Origin of the sequence: Pseudomonas laurylsulfativorans, assembly GCF_002906155.1 — a bacterium.
Classification (GTDB): Bacteria; Pseudomonadota; Gammaproteobacteria; order Pseudomonadales; family Pseudomonadaceae; genus Aquipseudomonas; species Aquipseudomonas laurylsulfativorans.
Map to the genome: position 1 here is coordinate 469084 of NZ_MUJK01000003.1, position 17563 is coordinate 486646.

Below are 17563 nucleotides of genomic sequence, written 5' to 3' on the forward strand. Positions count from 1 at the left end.
TGCCTCGTCCCCTTGCAGAAGGAGTGTGCCATGCCAAATTTTGGTGAAACTCTGATTAACACCACGACTCTAGGCGATCAGGAAGATCCGAATATCTACGGGTTGATCGATGGTGGTTTTGTCATCGCCTGGCATGGCAATGGTCTTGGCGATGCCACTGGAATATTTACCCAGCGCTATAACGCCAGCGGTGCCAAGGTGGGGGGCGAGACGCTGGTCAACACCACGCTTGCGGGCGAGCAGAATCAGCCTTCGGTGGTCGGGTTGCTTAATGGCGGTTACGTTGTGACCTGGTCCGGCCTTAATACCGGGGGGCTGCAGTGCATCTTTACCCAGCAGTACAGCGTCAGCGGGGCCAAGGTCGGTGGCGAAACTGTTGTCAATACAACCACGGCAGGCTCTCGCGACTCCCCTGAAATTACCGCCCTGGCCGACGGTGGTTATGTGGTGACCTGGGGGGCAGAGGAAACCGCTGGCGACTTCGGGTCTTATCTGCAGCGCTTCAATGCCAGCGGGGTCAAGGTTGGTGGGGAAGTTCACATCAACACCACCACCGTCGGGCCTCAGGATTTTCCTCAGATTTTCGGTGTTCCCGACGGTGGTTACCTGGCGGTGTGGGAGGGGAGTGGGCCGGGAGATGACTACGGCATCTTCACCCAGCGCTTTAACGCGGCTGGCGCCAAGGTCGGTGTGGAAACCCTGGTCAACACACCCTCTGCGGAAATCCAATCCGAGCATATGGTCGCTGTGCAGGCCAACGGCAATTACCTGCTCGTCTGGGAGTCTTACCCTAATACGGTTACCGGAGTGGAACAAAGAGACGTATTTTCCCAGCTCTATAACTCCGCAGGTGGCAAGATCGGTGCCCAGACCCGGGTCAATACCACAACCACTGGTTCTCAGGGAGAGGCTCACGTCTCGGCAATGTTCGATGGTGGCTACGTGGTCACTTGGGTGGGTAACGGCCCAGGTGACGCCTCCGGCGTTTTCACCCAGCGTTTTAATGCCAGTGGCGTTGCGGTCGGTGCGGAAACCCGGGTCAATACGACGGTGGCGGGCGACCAGGTCATCTCGCGGATGACCACGCTGGCTGATGGTGGTTATGTGGTTGCCTGGGAGTCGATTGGCCAGGACGGGGCAAGTTTCGGCACGTACTTCCAGAGGTTCGATGCAAGCGGCAACAAAGTGACCGGCCTGTCGGGCGATGCCGCGGCCAACGTGCTGACCTGGGCGGGTGTGGGAAGCGTAGTCATCGATGCCGGTGCGGGTGACGACACTCTTATCGGCGGCAGTGCAAACGACCATCTCAACGGCGACGCTGGCAACGACACCCTCAACGGCGGTGGCGGCGCAGACCGGATGACCGGTGGCGACGGCTCCGACACCTACTTCGTCGACAACCTGTTCGATGTCGTCAGCGAAACCAACGCCGTTGCGGCTACCGGTGGCATTGATACCGTCAACAGTCTCCTGGCGACGAACATCCTCGGCGCCAACGTGGAAAACCTGCGCCTGCTGGCAACGACTGCCGCGAACGGTACCGGCAATGCCTTGAACAACACGATCTTCGCCGGTGCCGGCAACAACGTCCTCAATGGTGGCGCTGGCGTCGATACCGCTTCCTACGCTTTTGCCACCAGTGCGGTGACTGTCAGCCTGGCTGTTACCACAGCCCAGGCCACCGGTGGCTCCGGCAGCGATACGCTGCTGGCCTTCGAGAACCTGACCGGCAGTAACTTCAACGACACCCTGACCGGCAATGCGGGCGCCAACACCCTCAACGGGGGCGCGGGCAATGACACTCTCAATGGCGGTGCTGGCGTAGACACGCTGGTGGGTGGCGACGGTTCGGACTCCTACGTTGTCGATAACATTGGCGATGTGGTCAGTGAGACCAATGCGGTCGCCGCCACCGGTGGCACGGATACCGTCAGTAGCTCCCTGGCCGCCTATACCCTGGGCGCCAACGTGGAAAACCTGCGCCTGCTGGCCACAACCGCCGCAAACGGCACCGGCAATACGCTTAACAACACGCTGTTTGCCGGGGCCGGCAACAACATCCTCAATGGCAGCGATGGTATCGATACCGCGTCTTATGCCTTTGCTGTCAGTGCGGTGGTGGCCAGCCTGGCTGTGACGACCGCCCAGGCAACGGGGGGCTCGGGCAGCGATACGCTGCTGGCCTTCGAGAACCTGGCCGGCAGTAACTTCAACGACACCCTGACCGGCAATGCGGGTGCCAATACCCTCAGTGGCGGCGCGGGCAACGATGTCCTCAATGGCGCCGCCGGCAATGACACTCTCGATGGTGGTGCCGGTGCAGACACGCTGGTCGGTGGCGACGGTTCGGACATTTACATTGTCGATAACGTCGGTGATGTGGTCAGTGAAACCAACGCTGTTGCCGCTACCGGCGGCACGGATTCTGTCTATACCACCCTGGCTGGCTATATCCTCGGCGCCAACGTGGAAAACCTGCGCCTGATGGCTACAACCGCTGCCAACGGTACCGGCAATACCTTGAACAACACGCTGTTTGCCGGGGCCGGCAACAACATCCTCCATGGCAGTGATGGCATCGATACCGCGTCTTATGCCTTTGCCGCCAGTGGGGTGGTAGCCAGTCTGGCGGTCACCACCGCCCAGGCCACGGGCGGCTCGGGCAGCGATACGCTGCTGGCCTTCGAAAACCTGGCGGGCAGTAACTTCAACGACACCCTGACCGGCAACGCGGGTGCCAATACCCTCAGCGGCGGCGCGGGCAACGATGCCCTCAATGGCGCTGCCGGCAATGACTCCCTCGATGGCGGTGCCGGCGTAGACACAATGGTGGGGGGCGACGGTTCGGACATCTACGTTGTCGATAACATCGGCGATGTGGTCAGTGAAACCAACGCGGTTGCCGCCACCGGCGGTACGGACACTGTCTATAGCTCGCTGGCCGGTTATACCCTGGGCGCCAACGTGGAAAACCTGCGCCTGCTGGCAACCACCGCCGCCAACGGTACCGGCAACACCTTGAACAACACGCTGTTTGCCGGGGCCGGCAACAACATCCTCAATGGCGGCGATGGTGTCGATACCGCGTCCTACACCTTTGCCGCCAGCGCGGTGACTGCCAGCCTGGCGGTCACCACCGCCCAGGCCACCGGCGGTTCGGGTAGCGATACGCTGCTGGCCTTCGAAAACCTGACCGGCAGCAATTTCAACGACAGCCTGACGGGCAATACGGCTGCCAACACCCTCATCGGGGGCGCGGGCAATGATGTGCTCAATGGGGGTGCCGGTAACGACCTGCTGATCGGCGGGGCGGGGGTTGACCAGCTCACTGGCGGTGTCGGAGCCGACCGCTTCGACTTCGATGCCTTGAGTGACATGGGCCTGGGCACATTGCGCGATGTGATCGGGGATTTCAAAACCGCCGAGGGGGACAAAATCGACCTGTCGACCCTGGACGCCAATGTCGCCACCGCCGTCAATGATGCCTTCAGTTTTATCGGGGCGAACGCCTTCAGTGCTAATGCGACCGGACAGGTGCGCTTCGCCGGCGGCATCCTGTTCGGCAGCACCGATGCCGACACGGCGGCGGAGTTCGAGATTTCCTTGGTCGGTGTTGCGACGCTCGTTAACACAGACATTATTGCCTGATGGTGCGTCGCTGGGGCTCTATGGAAGGGGCGAATATCGTCGGGCGCACAGCGTTCCTGAACCAACGCTGTCGCCCTGCAAAACTTCATGATGTCCGGTACAGACGAGGCATAGGATGGCAGCTGAATGGCACGTCCCCCGCGCCTCAATCCACAGGAATAAAAAATGATCGCAAACCTGATCAAAGTCTCGCTAATCGCGGGTGCCGTGCTGTTGAGCGCCTGTTCGGGTGTGAGTTCTCATCGCGATTATTCGGCCGACTCGGTGCAGCCGGCCGGCTTTGGCCCGGGGCCTGCCAACAGCAACGCCAACAGGATGAATTTCCATGGCAGCGCGCTGGGCAATAGCTTTGGCGAGTACAGCTCGGGTTTGCTGCACGACGACTGATACGCGGACCGCAATGAAGAAGGGCGCTCCCTCGGAAGCGCCCTTTTTTGTGCGACAAAAGCGATACGTTAATTCGCGTCAGGCACCGCCAGCCATTGCCGCAGAATCTTCTGATAATTGCCCGTCGTCTTGGCCAGGTGCAGCCACTGATCGACGTATAGCTTCCAGGTGATGTCGTCGCGGGGCAGCAGGTAGGCTTTTTCGCCGTATTGCATGTAGTGCGTCGGGTTGACGGCGCACAGGCCCGGTTTGAGCTTCTGCTGATACAGCGCCTCTGACGCATCAGTGATCATCACGTCGGCCTTTTTATCCAGCAGTTCCTGGAAGATGCTCAGGTTATCGCGCAGCCGCAATTGCGCCTGGGGCAGGTAGGCGTGGACGAACGCTTCGTTGGTGCCGCCGGCGGGTTCGACCAGGCGAACCGAGGGCTGGTTGATCTGTTCGATGGTCTGGTACAGCGCCTGGTCTTCGCAGCGCACCAGGGGGATTTTTCCGTCGACGTCCAGGGTGGTGCTGAAGAAGGCTTTCTTCTGCCGTTCGAGGGTGACCGAGATGCCGCCCATGGCGATGTCGCATTTGCCGGCGAGCATGTCGGGCATCAGGTTTTTCCAGGTGGTGGGCACCCACTCGGCCTTGACGCCCAGGCTGTCGGCCAGGGCGTGGGCCATGGCGATATCAATGCCGGAATACTCGCCGTCTTCGGCCTTGAAGGTGTAGGGCTTGTAGTCGCCGGTGGTGCAAACGCGCAGTTGTCCCTGTTGCATCACGCTGTCCAGATGCGAAGGTTCTGCCTGGGCGCCAAGGGAGAGTGCGAGCAAGCCGCCGAGCATCATTGCTCTGTTGTTTTTCGTCATTGTTATCGGGCTTTTGTGCTGGAGTGGTTTTGAAGGGGGGAGTGTAGTGAAATTTTCACCGGGGTGAAAAATCAACGCCCCCTGAAGATGACTCATTCCACTTCCGGGCTCAAGGTCCCCAACCACGCCACCAACCCCACAATCAATACCGCCGCGACCATTTCCACCACCACACTGCGCCGAAGTGCATGGGCCGCCACGCGATGTTGGCCTTCTCGCAACGACCGCTCCAGCGCGGGCCCAAGATGAAAGCGGTTCAACGCCGCCAATATAAGCATCCCGGCAAACAGCAGCACTTTGATCGCCAGCAGCATTCCGTATTGGCTGAGTAGGACGCCATCTAGCTGCGGCCCGACGATGAACAGGTAGTTCACCACCCCGGTCACAGTGATGATCACCACGATCAGCGCACCGACGAGTTCGAATCGTTTAACGGCGCGGGCCAGCAAGCGAATGTGCACTTCGGATTGCAGCACCCGGATTTGCGCCATCAACCCAATCGCAAGCAACGCGCCGAGCCAGGCGCCCGCCACCAGCAGGTGCAGGATGTCTGCCGTGAAGTGCCCGTAACGACGGCTACCTTCGTCCATGGCGCCATGCCCGCTCCAGGCCAGGCTGGCGAGGGCGATGCCGCCGGCAGTGGCGGCGATCACCAGGCTGATGCCGGGGGCGCGTGGGTTTAGCATCACGGCCAAACCTGCGACCGCTAACGCAATCATCCGCACGGCCCAGGCCATCCCGATGTCTGTCTCGAACAACATCATCTCGAGGTGAGGGCGCAGTTCGGTAACGTCTGGTTCGCTGCTCATGGCGCGGACCATCAGGACCATGCCGGCGATGGACAGCAGCGCACCGAGGCCGGCAGTTCCCGTCAGCAATCGGCGAAAGGGCAGCGCCGTCCCGGATAGCCGTTCCTGTCCTTTAAAGCTGTAAAGCCCGAACAGGGCCACGCCAAACAACAGCATCAAATCCACATACAACACAAACCGCAGCACGACGTTGGCCGAGTCGCTCATCGATCATTTCACTTTGAAGGTGACGTTGCCGGTGATCGGGTGGGTGTCCGACGACACCGCGCGCCATTCAACCTTGTAAGTGCCGGCAGTCAAGGGCGCTGTCGGAATGATGAACATGGTCTTCGGATCACTGCCGCCACTGACTTTGGCCTTGACCGGCATCGGGGCGTGGGCCATGCCGGGCATTTCGGTCATCAGCAGTTTTGCGCCGGAAAACTGGGTGACGAGGTTTTCGGAAAAGTGCAGTTCTATCTTGGCGGGTGGCGCACCTTCTGCGCCTTCCGTTGGGGTAGAGGCGAGCAGTTTGGGATGGGCTTGAGCGAGGCTGTTCATAAGCAGGCCGCTGAGCAACGCGATGACGGCAGCGGTGGGTTTGATGAGGCGCATGCAAGGTCCTTTACCGCTTGAAGCGGTTGTTATTGGTTTGGGGTGAGTCTGTTCAGAACCACAGCCGAACACCGAGCACCAGGCGTGCTTCGCTGCGGTCCTCGCCTTCGTCGTTGGCGTAGTCGGCGGTGTTGCCGTAGGTACGGTTCCAGCTCACGCCGAGGTAGGGCGCGAACTCCCGGCGGATTTCGTAGCGCAGGCGCAGGCCGGCCTCGGTGTTGGACAGCCCCGCGCCGATGCCCCGCTGCGGGTCGTTTTTGCTGTAGGCGTTGAGTTCGACGGTCGGCTGCAGGATCAGCCGATTGGTCAGCAGGATGTCGTAGTCGCCTTCCAGCCGCACGGCGCTCTGTCCGCCTTCGCCGATGAAGGCCGTGGCTTGGGCTTCGAAGTTGTACAGCGCCATGCCTTGTACGCCGAACGCGGCCCAGGTTTGCGGGGCGCCGGGTTTGAAGTCCTGGCGCACGCCGCTGACGACGTCCCACCACGGGGAAATGGCGTGGCCCCACAGGGCCTGGATTTCCGCGTCTTCGGTCACACCGTTGCTGCGTTCGCCTTCGGAGCGCAGCCACAGGCGATCAATGTCACCGCCGATCCAGCCGGACAAGTCCCAGGCCAGGGTGCTGCCGTCATCGGCATCTTGCCATTCGAGTTTGTCGGCGAGGAAAAAGCTATTGAGCGTGCTGTCATGTACGCGGTGACCGGCGGGATCGACATACACCGCAGCGCGATCGGCATCGGTCAGCACCGGGATCGGCGTACGGCTTTCGCCAGGCGCGGCGGGCTGCATCTGGCCTTCGTCCATGCTGTGCATCTGGCCGTGGTCCATCTGGCTGTGATCCATGCCCTGCATGCCATCGCTGGCGGCCATCGCCGTCGAAGTCACGAGTGCGAAAAAAAACGGGGTGAATCGAATCATGGGGTGAGCCTCATTCTTCCACGCGAACTTCACGGAACATGCCCATTTCCATGTGGTACAGGAGATGGCAGTGATAGGCCCAGCGGCCGAGCGCATCGGCAGTGACCCGATAGCTGCGCCGGGAACCGGGTGGCATGTCGATGGTGTGTTTGCGCACCATGAACTGGCCGTTCTCGTCTTCGAGGTCGCTCCACAGGCCATGCAGGTGGATGGGGTGCATCATCATCGTGTCGTTGACCAGCACGATCCGCAGCCGCTCGCCGTACGTGAGGCGCAGCGGTTCTGCATCAGAGAACTTCACACCGTTGAATGACCAGGCGAATTTTTCCATGTGTCCGGTCAGGTGCAGTTCGAGGGTGCGGCCAGGCTCGCGGCCGTCCGGGTCTTCGAAGGTGCTGCGCAGATCCGAGTAGGTGAGGACTCGGCGTCCGTTGTTGCGCAGGCCCATGCCGGGGTCGTCGAGCTTTGGTGAGGTGGACATGGCTTGCATGTCCACCAGCGGGTTGTCGGTTTCCGTGGCCGGGTGGGACTGCATGCCGGGCATGTCGCCCATGGCCATGTTGCTGTGATCCATGCCCGCCATGCCGCCATGGTCCATACCGCCCATGCCCATGTCATCCATGGACACCAGTGGGCGTGGGTCCAGTGGTGGCAGCGGCGCAACCAGTCCGGCCTTCACCGCCAGGGTGCCACGTGCGTATCCGGTGCGATCCATCGCTTGGGCGAACAAGGTGTAGGCCGCCTCGGTCGGTTCGACGATAACGTCGAAGGTTTCCGCCACGGCAATGCGAAACTCGTCGACGCTCACCGGTTTGACGTGGAGGCCATCGGCGGCGACCACGGTCATTTTCAGGCCGGGGATGCGCACATCGAAATAAGTCATGGCCGAGCCGTTGATGAAGCGCAGCCGCAGTTTTTCCCCCGGGCGGAACACACCGGTCCAGTTCATGTCCGGCGTCTGGCCGTTCAACAGGTAGGTGTAAGTGGCGCCGCCGACGTCCGCCAGGTCGGTGGGATTCATCTTCATCTCGGCCCACATCGTGCGATCGGCGACAGTCGGCCCCCAGCCTTTTTCGCTGACGTCGTGGATGAAGTCGCCCACGGTGCGTTTGTTGAAGTTGTAGTAATCGGACTGTTTCTTCAGTGTCTTCATCAGGCCGACCGGATCTTCGTCGGTCCAGTCGCTGAGCATTACCACGTAGTCGCGGTCGTACTGGAACGGCTCCGGGTCCCTGGCGTCGATTATCAGCGGGCCGTAGACGCCGGATTGTTCCTGAAACCCCGAATGACTGTGATACCAGTAGGTGCCGTTCTGCCGCACGGTGAACTGGTAGACGTACATGCCGCCCGGTTCGATGCCCTTGAAACTCAGGCCCGGCACGCCGTCCATGTTGGCCGGCAGCAAGATGCCGTGCCAGTGAATGGAGGTGCTGTCCTTGAGTCTGTTGCGTACCCGCAACGTCACCGTATCGCCTTCACGCCAACGCAGCAACGGACCGGGAATGCCGCCGTTGATGGTCATCGCGGTGCGCGGGGTGCCGGTGAAGTTGACCGGGGATTCGCCGATGAACAGGTCGAAATCATGACCGGCCAACACCTGTGGTTCGCCAGGGCCGGTGATCGCCCAGATCGGCGTGCGCCATAACCCGAGGCCGCCGAAGAGCCCGCCGATGGCCAGCCCTTTGACGAAGGTGCGTCTTGAAGTGTGGGAGTGCATGCCGTCTGTTCCGCCGTCAGCCTGTTGAACTTGTCGACGAGGCTAGCGGGCGGTGCCTTTCAGCAGGCTGAGGCGGGGATTACAGTTTTGACAGGTTGGACGTCGCTTTCTGGCTTGAAGTGGACTTTTCCATTGAGGCCACGGTGCCGCCGCCGCAGTTGATGTAGGAGGACGACTTCAACCAGCGCTGGTCCGGGTAGTAGGAAAACAACAACTGCCCGTCCTTCATCGAATCGATCAACCGATGGGCAATCGCCGGCCGGACGGCGGGGCAACCCAGGCTGCGGCCAATCCGGCCATTGGCGCGGGCCAGCACCGGGCTGACATAGGGCGCGCCGTGAATGACGATGGCGCGGTCATAGGCGTTGTCGTTGAAGCCGGGCTCCAGGCCTTCCATGCGCAAGGAGTAACCGTTCTGGCCGCGGTAGCTCTCTTGTGTGCGGAACAGGCCGAGGCTGGTGGCATGGCTTTCATTCTGGTTGGAGAACAGCGTGGCCATGTTTTCACCGCTGTTGCGGCCATGGGCGACCAGTTCGTGAAACAGCAACTTGCGTTGTTTAAGGTCGAAGACCCACAGGCGTTGTTCGGTCGAGGGCAGGGAATAATCGATCACCGCCAGTCTTTGCGCCGGGGCGATACCTTGGGCACGGCTGCATTGGGTTGCGCGAACGGCCAGGGCAATCACTTTGGCGTCGGCGCCTGGTGCTGCTTTGACCAGCGCGTTTTCAAGCGAATCGGCGTAGGCTGACGGTACTGAAAGGCACGTCAGTAAAATGGCAAATAAAAGGCCTAAGCGGTTTAGCGCCATAGTCGGGTCTCATCATGATAATTTCGAGTCTAGCTAGCGGTGAGCGGAAAGCTAGCCGTTTGAAACGGAGGATTAAGGATTATCCATGGTGCAATTAACAAGGTCATTCGTCATAAGCCGCATGTTTTTTATGGGCTTTCTGATCAGCGGTGCAGCGTTTGGGCAAACTTCGCCGATTGAGCCGGTATCTGCGGCAAGCAGCGAAATCGATGCTGCGGCGCCCGACGATGCGGTCGGCCAGGCGATTCAGGCATCGCTGGAACCGCTGCGCTCGGCCTTTCCGCCGTTGCTCACGGCCAGGCGCCATCAGCGCGTGGATGTCAGCCGGGTGGTGCTGGATTTCTATATGCATCGTAACTATCGCGCCGCGTGGACGGATGATAGTGACGTGGCCCAGTTACTCAAGAGCCTTGAAGATACCCGGATCGACGGCCTGACCCCTGCGGATTTTCGCATCTCCGAACTGGCCCAGGCCCATGAATCGCTGGTAGCCGCCATGCCTTCCACGGCGCAACGGGCGATGTTCGACATGGCGGCGACTCGCACGTTCATCACCGCACTGTTGCAACTGCGGCGGGGCAAGGTCGATCCGTCGCGGCTGGACATTCACTGGAATTTCGAACCTGCCGGCGGCAATGCCCGCGAGGACATGAACACCCTGTTCGCCGCCCTTGATGCCCATGACGTGGCGCGTGCATTCGCCGATGCGCCTCCTCAAGAAGCGATTTACCGCAATTTGCGTGAGGGGCTGGCCCGTTTGCGCCAGATCCGTGATGCGGGCGGCTGGCCGAAAGTCGCGGTGGGGCAATCGCTCAAGCCTGGCATGGACGGGGTGGCGGTCGCACAATTGCGTGCACGCCTGGTGGCGGGCGGTTACCTGGACGCGCACCTGTCGACAAAGGCCGGTTACGACGACAAGGTCATTGCCGCGGTGAAGAGGTATCAGACCGAGCAATACCTGGGGGCCGATGGTGTGGCCGGGGCGGCGACGCTGGCGGCGTTGAACGTGCCTGTCGAGGCGCGGATCGATCAGGTGCGGGTCAACATGGAGCGCGCCCGCTGGCTGTTGTACAAACTCCAGGGTACGTTCGTGATCGTCGATATCGCCGGGTACAAGGTGGCGATGTACCGCGACGGTCTGCCGATCTGGCATTCGCGGGTGCAGGTCGGTAAGCCGGTGCGCAGTACGCCGGTGTTCCAGGCCGAAATCACTTACATCACGTTCAACCCAACCTGGACCGTGCCCCCGACCATCCTCAAGCAGGACGTGATTCCAAAAGTCCAGAACGATCCGGGTTATCTGGCGGCTAACCGGATTCGCGTGCTTGACCGCGAAGGCAATGTGCTTGATCCATCGAGCGTTGACTGGAGCAATCCGCGGGGCATCCACCTGCGTCAGGATGCCGGGCCCGACAGTTCGCTGGGGCAGGTGGTGATCCGCTTCCCCAACGACTATGCGATTTACCTGCATGACACGCCGCACCGCGAGCTGTTTGCCAAAACGGTTCGGGCCACTAGCTCAGGCTGCATCCGCGTGGAAAACCCGCTGCAACTGGTCGAGTTGTTGTTCAACGACCCGGTGCGCTGGAACAGTGCCGGCATTCAAAAGCAGTTGGCCAATGGCAGGACCGAGAACGTTCCGCTGCCGGTGAAAGTGCCGGTGCTGTTGGCCTATTGGACCGTGGACTTGAGCAAGGATGGGCGGGTGACGTTTAAGCCCGACATTTACGATTACGATGCCAGGGTGCTGCAGGGCTTGAGCCAGCCTACCAAGTTGCCTGCGCTGGACTTGCGTCGGGCAGAGGTGCCGCTGGTGGTGACGGGGCAGAACCAACTGTAATGAAGATCGAAAAAGGGCGCCTCTGAAGCGCCCTTTTTTGGGGCTTTGACTGGTTTGGAAGGTCACGGTCCCCTGTAGGAGCCGGCTTGCTGGCGATGGTCGTTAACGATAGCGCGTGTGAACTGAATAAACGCGGCGCACTTGAGTCCATCGCCGGCAAGCCGGCTCCTACAGTTTGGCGTTCACATCATTTCGACTCGGTGCCTTGTAGGAGCCGGCTTGCTGGCGATGGTCGTTAACGATAGCGCGTGTGAACTGAATAAACGCGGCGCACTTGAGTCCATCGCCGGCAAGCCGGCTCCTACAGTTTGGCGTTCACATCATTTCGACCAGGACGCGGTCCCTTGTAGGAGCCAGCTTGCTGGCGATGGTCGTTAACGATAACGCGCATGAACTGAATAAACGCGGCGCACTTGAGTCCATCGCCGGCAAGCCGGCTCCTACGGGTATGTGAGCCCTTGGGCAAACACCCTAAAGCGCCAATCCTTGTTGCACCACGACAAGCAGATCGCTTTCCGTCAGCGCCACCGCATCCAGTTGCGCGGTGGCCTGTTCGATCGTTTGTAGCCACCAGTGTGTCTCGCCGTGTTCGTCCACGGTTCGCAACAGGGCGAGTTCGTTGCCTGTTGTGTGGATCTCGACCCGCCCCTCGCCATCTGCCGTGAAGCGTGCAACCGGGTCAAAGGTGAGGCTGCGTTCGTTGCCAGTGATCACCAATTGGTCGATGGCGTAATCGTAAGCGTCGCCATCGGGGTGACTCTCGAACACGTGAGTGGGATTGCGCCGCAGGACCAGGCCCGCTTCGGTCAAGGGTAGCAGCCAGGTCTCTATCCGTTGATACAGTTCGTAGACCTGGCCGGGCCAGCCATCGATCGCCTGATCCGCGCCGGTAAGCCGTGTCTGTTTCAATTTTGCGGCGAGCTCGTCTGCCTTGCTCATGTCGATTCCCTGTATGGAGGTCTGTCTAATCGTAGCTCGTTGACGCGCAGTCAGCCCTGCCCTGGGTCAGGTTTTCAGCACAGGCAGGGTGCAGGCGCCGTGCTCGGGCAGTACCGCCGGGCAAACGTGACCACTGGGCAAGTGGTCACCCATTTATCCTGGATAACCCCGTAGACTACGCCCCACAAAGACTGAGGGCTTTGGGGCATTGCCCATGCCTTGCCCCGACAGGACTGACTTTTGCCCACACGCTTTAGCCACCCGGACCACCCCCCTGGCGTCGCATTGAAACGCATCCCGCTGCGCAAGGCCGCGGTATTGTTCATTGCCACGGTGTGCCTGTGCCTGTGCGGTTTGCTCTACCTGCAACTGGAGCAGTCCCGTCGCCATGATTTGAGCCTGGCGCAAGTGGCGTCTTCGAACCTGACTCGGGCCATGGCGCAGCAAGCCGAAGACACCTTCATGAAGGCCGACCTGGTGCTGACCAGTCTGGTGGACTGGATTCAGGCCGACGGTTTCGGCCCGGCCCAGCGACCACGCTTGCAGCAGACTTTTGCCCGGCGGGTGCTGGCGCTGGATCAATTGCACGGCATCCTGCTGTTCGACCAGAAGGGCCAATGGGTGGTGACCTCGTTTGAAAACCTGCCCAGGGGTGCCGGGGTGGCGGATCGCGAGTACTTCAAGTATCACCAGCAGAACGTATCGTCGGTGGCGCACATCGGCCCGGCCATCCGCAGCCGGGAAAACGGCGAGTGGATCATTCCGGTTTCCAAACGGATCAACGACAGGAACGGGCATTTCCAGGGCGTGTTGCTGGCCGGGATCAAGATGTCGTACTTCGACCAGTTCTTCAAAAGCTTCAACCTGGACGACAGCGGCTCGATGTTTCTCGGTCTGACCGATGGCACGTTGTTGGCGCGGCGACCTTTTGTCGAGGCACAGATCGGCGCGTCATTGAGCCAGAACGAGATTTTCCAGAAGTTCCTGCCGCTGACCACCTCCGGCAATGCGATGTTCACATCCATCATCGACGGCGTAACGCGCCTGTATGGTTACCGACAACTGGAGGCGTATCCGCTGGTGGTCGCCGCTGCGTCGTCCACCGAATCCATTCTCGCGGGCTGGTACGACACGGCGTTTCGCTCCAGTCTCATCGTTGCCCTGGTGTTGCTGGGCGTGGGGTTGTTCGGTTGGGTGTTCATTCATCAGGTGCGTGTTGGCGAGCGGGTCGAGTCGGATTTGCGCAGGGCCCAGGAAGCGCTGGAGCTGATTGCCACCCATGACAGCCTGACCGGGCTGGCCAACCGCCGATTGTTCGAGCGGGCGCTGGACATCGAGTTCGGGCGCGGCGCCCGGCAGGCCAGCCCGTTGAGCCTGATCATGCTCGATATCGATTACTTCAAGCGCTACAACGACACCTACGGCCATGTGGTGGGGGATCATTGCCTGGCTGAAGTGGCGCGGGCGCTGAAGAGTTGCTGCCATCGCAAGGCCGATCTGGCGGTGCGTTACGGCGGTGAAGAGTTTGCGGTGCTGCTGCCTGACACCGACCTTCACGGCGCCATGACGATTGCCGAGCAGATCCGTCGCAGCGTCATCGACAAGAACATCAGTCACACCGGCTCGCCCAATGGCTACGTGACGGTCAGCCTGGGTTGCTACTCGTTCGTGCCCTCGGGCCGTGACAGCATGGACGTGTTTGTTGAAAGGGCGGATGCGGCGTTGTATCAGGCCAAGCATTCGGGGCGGAACCGCGTGGCAACGTTGTCGATGGCCGGCGGTGCCGAGGCGTTGATGCGCTCCGACCGTTGAGGTGCTTTTACTGCCGGTGGTCCGTCTTTCGGGACAGTCAGAATTGATCGTCTAGAGTTCCGTTAGCGCTGTCGAATCCGACAGGCTCCCCTACGCACGGACGATCGCCAACATGTTGCTACCTCAAGCGTTGACAGCCGTTGCTCTGACCGTCGCAGCCGCTGCAGTTTTCCCGCTGGCCAGCCAAGCACAATCGAAAATCACCGCCGAAGAAGCGCATGCGATCGGCGTGGATGCCTACATTTATTTTTACCCGCTGCTGAGCATGGACGTCACCCGCAAGCAATTCACCAACATCGAGCCGGGCAAGGAGTTCGGCAAAGGCCCGATGAACACGTTTGTCAGTGTGCCGCAGTACCCGCCTGCAGAGTTCAAAGGGGTGGTGCGCGCTAACTTCGACACTTTGTATTCGATTGCCTGGCTGGATTTGACCAAGGAGCCGCTGGTGATCGCTGCGCCGGATACCGACGGGCGTTTCTACCTGCTGCCGATGCTGGATATGTGGACTGACGTGTTCGCCTCGCCGGGCTGGCGCACCACGGGCACCGAGGCCGGACAATTCCTGGTGACGCCGCCGGGGTGGACCGGCACGGTGCCCGCCGGGATGAGTCATCTGCCGGCGCCAACTCCGTTTGTCTGGGTCATCGGCCGTACCAAGACGGACGGTGCGGCGGATTACGCGGCGGTTCACAAGATCCAGGCCGGCTACACGGTGACGCCGTTGTCACGGCTGGGCAAGGAACCTGAAGCCGTTACCGTGAAAGTCGACCCGGCGGTGGACATGAAAACGCCACCGAAGATTCAGGTCGACTCCATGTCGGCGGCCAATTACTTCACTTACGCTGCCGAGTTGCTGAAGGTGAACCCGCCCCATAGCACCGACCAGCCAATGCTGGCGCAGATCAAGCGTCTTGGCATCGAAGCCGGCAAGCCGTTCAGCATGGACGCGCTCGACCCGCAGATCCAGGCCGCGCTGCAAACGGTGCCGCAGGATGCGCAGGCCTTGATGGCCTGGAAAGTGCCGACCCTGGCGCGGGAGGTCAATGGCTGGTCGATGAACACCGACACCATGGGCGTCTACGGCAACTACTACCTCAAGCGCGCCATCGTTACGCAGGTGGGGCTCGGTGCCAACTTGCCCGAGGACGCGATTTATCCGCTGAACATCGGCGACAGCAATGGCAAACCACTCGACGGTGCGAACAAATACGTGCTGCATTTCAGCAAGGGCGAGACGCCGCCGGTGAGTGCCTTCTGGTCGATCACCCTGTATGACCCTGAAGGTTTCCAGGTCGCTAACTCACTCAATCGTTTTGCGGTCAGTAGCTGGATGCCGTTCAAGAGCAACGCCGATGGTTCGCTGGACCTGTATTTCCAGAACGAAAGCCCCGGCAAGGATCTGGAGGCCAACTGGCTGCCGGCGCCTAAAGGCTCATTCAATCTGACCATGCGTTTGTACGGGCCGAAACCCGACGCGCTGAATGGCAAGTGGAACCCGCCGGCGATCAAGCGGCTGTAAACCCCTGGCGACAAAAAGCAGCCAACGACGGCATGTCATCGGCTGCTTTTGTTTGTCCAACTGCCCGTCCCGCCGCCAGCGCCGCCTGTTCCACCTCCGGGGGCGCCGGTGCCACCGCCCGCGCCGCTGCCCGGACCATTGACGCCGGTGCTGCCGATTGACGAGCCGGAGCCATGACCGCGGCCATTGTCGCCCGAGGGGGCGCCGGGCCGGTTGTTGTCAGGCAGCATGGTTGAGTTGCGAGTGGCGCCGTGTGCCGTACCGGTCGAGCCAGGGCCATCGCCGGACGCCGCCAAGGTGGCCAGGGGCATCGTCGATAACAATCCCGCCAAAAGCAGCGAAGTCATTCTGATGTTCATCATGGTCGTCTCCAGGGATGAGCCGTTACCTGATATGGGTGTGAAAGGGCGCACGGTTGGTGCCGGCCAGATGGGAGCGTGACGGGCACTGGGTAGATGTGTGCCGCCGATCCATGGTCAAGCGGGGACCCTGTGGGAGCGGGCTTGCCCGCGATGGCGGCGGGTCGCTCCCAAACTGGTCTCATGTCAGTCAAATCGGTGTTGGCGAAGGTTTCTGCCAACGTGCCGCAATCCAGTTGCTGCCGATTTCGAGTTTGCGATTGATTCGGTCAATTTTCCAGAAGCGCGTTGAACCGATGAACTCACCGGTGGGCCTTTCAGCGGCGTATCCATGAGGTTGATGTTCTCGGCAGGTTGGGCGTGCGTGGGGGTGTCTGTTACGCCGTAGCCGGGGCAGCTGGTGCAACCACCGAAACGTGCAGGTGTCACACGTCAGGCACCTCGTCCTCAGGAGTGTCCGTTCATGAAGAAGCTGCGGGTTGCCACATTCAACGTCAATGGCCTGCGCGCACGGCTGCCGAATCTGCTGGCCTGGCTTGAGCGGGAAAAACCGGACATCGCCTGCTTGCAGGAGTTGAAGGCGGTGGACGGCGCATTCCCGGCTGCAGACCTTGAGGCAGTCGGCTACGGCGCGATCTGGCAGGGTCAAGCGTCATGGAATGGCGTGGCGATTCTGGCGCGGGATGCGCAGCCGCTGGAAAGCCGACGCGGGTTGCCCGGCGATGACAGCGACAGCCAAAGTCGTTACCTGGAAGCCGCCGTTCATGGGGTTCTGGTGGGTTGCCTGTACTTGCCCAACGGCAACCCGCAGCCGGGGCCGAAATTCGAGTACAAGCTGGCGTGGTTCGAGCGACTGATCCGCTATGCGCAGACTCTTCAAGGCAGCGAACATCCGGTGGTACTGGCGGGTGATTACAACGTAGTGCCCACCGATCTGGACATCTACAACCCGCGTTCATGGCTCAAGGACGCCTTGCTACAACCGGAAAGTCGCGAGTGCTACCAGCGGTTGCTGGACCAGGGCTGGACCGATTCATTGCGGCATCTGTATCCGCAGGATCGGCTCTACACGTTCTGGGATTACTTTCGCCAGCACTGGCAGAAAAACTCGGGGCTGCGTATCGACCACCTGCTGCTCAACCCGGCCCTGAGTCCTTATCTGCAAGACGCCGGGGTGGATGCGTGGGTGCGCAACGAGCCCCATGCCAGTGACCACGCGCCGACCTGGATCGAACTGGGTTCGCGCAAGCGGCGTTGATGATGCGCACGGGCGATTGGCGAAATCAATTGTCGGCAGTAGCGGTATATCCCTTATACATAACGCCCATCGGCGGAGTGATCCGCAGCGACCGTGCAAAAGG

General features: G+C 61.0%; 15 protein-coding genes and 1 pseudogene. 7 read left to right on the plus strand and 9 right to left on the minus strand.

Annotation, left to right across the window (positions count from 1 at the left end):
- Positions 1-30 precede the first annotated feature (30 nt).
- Both B0D71_RS32090 and B0D71_RS12575 read left to right on the plus strand, forming a co-directional pair.
- Positions 31-3648, plus strand: a complete 3618-nt coding sequence (locus tag B0D71_RS32090; protein ID WP_108724261.1) for a beta strand repeat-containing protein — start codon at positions 31-33, stop codon at positions 3646-3648.
- Positions 3649-3813: 165 nt separating this feature from the next.
- Positions 3814-4035 carry a hypothetical protein gene (locus B0D71_RS12575; RefSeq protein ID WP_103395041.1) on the plus strand — a complete coding sequence of 74 codons (222 nt, stop codon included), beginning with the start codon at positions 3814-3816 and terminating at the stop codon, positions 4033-4035.
- A 68-nt stretch (positions 4036-4103) separates the two neighbouring features.
- Here the strand turns inward: B0D71_RS12575 and B0D71_RS12580 are convergent, their stop codons facing one another.
- From B0D71_RS12580 to B0D71_RS12605, 6 genes are all read right to left on the minus strand, one after another.
- Complete coding sequence (locus B0D71_RS12580) at positions 4104-4865, minus strand: transporter substrate-binding domain-containing protein (protein WP_103395042.1); 762 nt, start codon at positions 4863-4865, stop codon at positions 4104-4106.
- Between the two features lie 116 nt (positions 4866-4981).
- Positions 4982-5905 (minus strand): copper homeostasis membrane protein CopD, encoded by a 924-nt coding sequence (gene copD / locus B0D71_RS12585; protein WP_103395043.1) that lies wholly within the window; start codon positions 5903-5905, stop codon positions 4982-4984.
- 3 nt (positions 5906-5908) lie between these two features.
- Positions 5909-6292 carry a copper homeostasis periplasmic binding protein CopC gene (gene copC, locus B0D71_RS12590; protein ID WP_103395044.1) on the minus strand — a complete coding sequence of 128 codons (384 nt, stop codon included), beginning with the start codon at positions 6290-6292 and terminating at the stop codon, positions 5909-5911.
- A 52-nt stretch (positions 6293-6344) separates the two neighbouring features.
- The gene (locus B0D71_RS12595) at positions 6345-7208 is read right to left on the minus strand and encodes a copper resistance protein B (protein ID WP_103395045.1); all 864 of its coding nucleotides are present in this window, start codon (positions 7206-7208) and stop codon (positions 6345-6347) included.
- A gap of 10 nt (positions 7209-7218) precedes the next feature.
- Positions 7219-8925 (minus strand): copper resistance system multicopper oxidase, encoded by a 1707-nt coding sequence (locus tag B0D71_RS12600; RefSeq protein WP_103395046.1) that lies wholly within the window; start codon positions 8923-8925, stop codon positions 7219-7221.
- A gap of 79 nt (positions 8926-9004) precedes the next feature.
- A complete protein-coding gene (locus B0D71_RS12605) occupies positions 9005-9733 on the minus strand; it encodes a murein L,D-transpeptidase catalytic domain family protein (RefSeq protein ID WP_103395047.1) in 729 nt (242 codons plus the stop codon).
- An 85-nt stretch (positions 9734-9818) separates the two neighbouring features.
- Here B0D71_RS12605 and B0D71_RS12610 point away from each other — a divergent pair, with 85 nt between their 5' ends.
- Positions 9819-11573 carry a L,D-transpeptidase family protein gene (locus B0D71_RS12610; RefSeq protein WP_103395048.1) on the plus strand — a complete coding sequence of 585 codons (1755 nt, stop codon included), beginning with the start codon at positions 9819-9821 and terminating at the stop codon, positions 11571-11573.
- A 471-nt stretch (positions 11574-12044) separates the two neighbouring features.
- Here B0D71_RS12610 and B0D71_RS12615 read toward each other — a convergent pair whose 3' ends face one another.
- Positions 12045-12512 (minus strand): hypothetical protein, encoded by a 468-nt coding sequence (locus B0D71_RS12615; protein ID WP_103395049.1) that lies wholly within the window; start codon positions 12510-12512, stop codon positions 12045-12047.
- A 240-nt stretch (positions 12513-12752) separates the two neighbouring features.
- Here B0D71_RS12615 and B0D71_RS12620 point away from each other — a divergent pair, with 240 nt between their 5' ends.
- On the plus strand, positions 12753-14324 hold the full coding sequence (locus tag B0D71_RS12620) for a sensor domain-containing diguanylate cyclase (RefSeq protein ID WP_103395050.1): 1572 nt from the start codon (positions 12753-12755) through the stop codon (positions 14322-14324).
- A 112-nt stretch (positions 14325-14436) separates the two neighbouring features.
- On the plus strand, positions 14437-15843 hold the full coding sequence (locus B0D71_RS12625) for a DUF1254 domain-containing protein (protein ID WP_103395051.1): 1407 nt from the start codon (positions 14437-14439) through the stop codon (positions 15841-15843).
- 35 nt (positions 15844-15878) lie between these two features.
- On the opposite strand, the gene B0D71_RS31775 is transcribed toward B0D71_RS12625, so the two are convergent.
- Positions 15879-16154 (minus strand): hypothetical protein, encoded by a 276-nt coding sequence (locus tag B0D71_RS31775; RefSeq protein ID WP_240635703.1) that lies wholly within the window; start codon positions 16152-16154, stop codon positions 15879-15881.
- On the opposite strand from B0D71_RS31775, the gene B0D71_RS31565 reads away from it, so the two are divergent.
- On the plus strand, positions 16072-16284 hold the full coding sequence (locus tag B0D71_RS31565) for a hypothetical protein (RefSeq protein WP_205885996.1): 213 nt from the start codon (positions 16072-16074) through the stop codon (positions 16282-16284). The two genes, B0D71_RS31775 and B0D71_RS31565, sit on opposite strands and share 83 nt — an antisense overlap.
- 129 nt (positions 16285-16413) lie before the next feature.
- Here B0D71_RS31565 and B0D71_RS31780 read toward each other — a convergent pair.
- Positions 16414-16518, minus strand: a pseudogene (locus B0D71_RS31780) (GNAT family N-acetyltransferase); the annotation flags it as partial.
- Positions 16519-16665: 147 nt separating this feature from the next.
- Between B0D71_RS31780 and B0D71_RS12635 the strand changes: the two are divergent.
- A complete protein-coding gene (locus B0D71_RS12635; RefSeq protein ID WP_103395052.1) occupies positions 16666-17460 on the plus strand; it encodes an exodeoxyribonuclease III in 795 nt (264 codons plus the stop codon).
- Positions 17461-17563: the final 103 nt, after the last annotated feature.